1 protein-coding gene is annotated in these 249 nt (G+C 63.9%); it reads right to left on the bottom strand.

From position 1 onward, the window contains the following. Positions 1 to 249, bottom strand: a 249-nt coding sequence (locus tag AF337_RS32825) for a hypothetical protein (protein WP_152971304.1), incomplete at both ends; no start/stop codon positions are given.

Here is a 249-nt window from a genome sequence, read left to right as displayed (position 1 = left end):
GCCGCGCAGTGCCTCCCTTGTCCAGGAACTGATATAGGCGAGCGTGGGCGGGGTTTGCAGATGCTCTTCGGCCTGCATCTCATGCATGATCAGCCTGATCTGCGCCCGGATCGATAGATCGCCCCAGAGCGGCCCGACAAAGGTGCCGACGTGCTGTCCGCCGGACAGGGCGTGCATTACGAGCGTGTCGGCTGGCTCGGCCTTGGGGATTCGCGAAAGCGTTTCGAGCGCGGCACTGACCACTTGGAC

This window comes from Rhizobium ecuadorense (genome assembly GCF_001187535.1).
In the GTDB taxonomy this organism is placed as follows: Bacteria; Pseudomonadota; Alphaproteobacteria; order Rhizobiales; family Rhizobiaceae; genus Rhizobium; species Rhizobium ecuadorense.
This window is presented reverse-complemented; position numbering and strand designations above follow the sequence as displayed.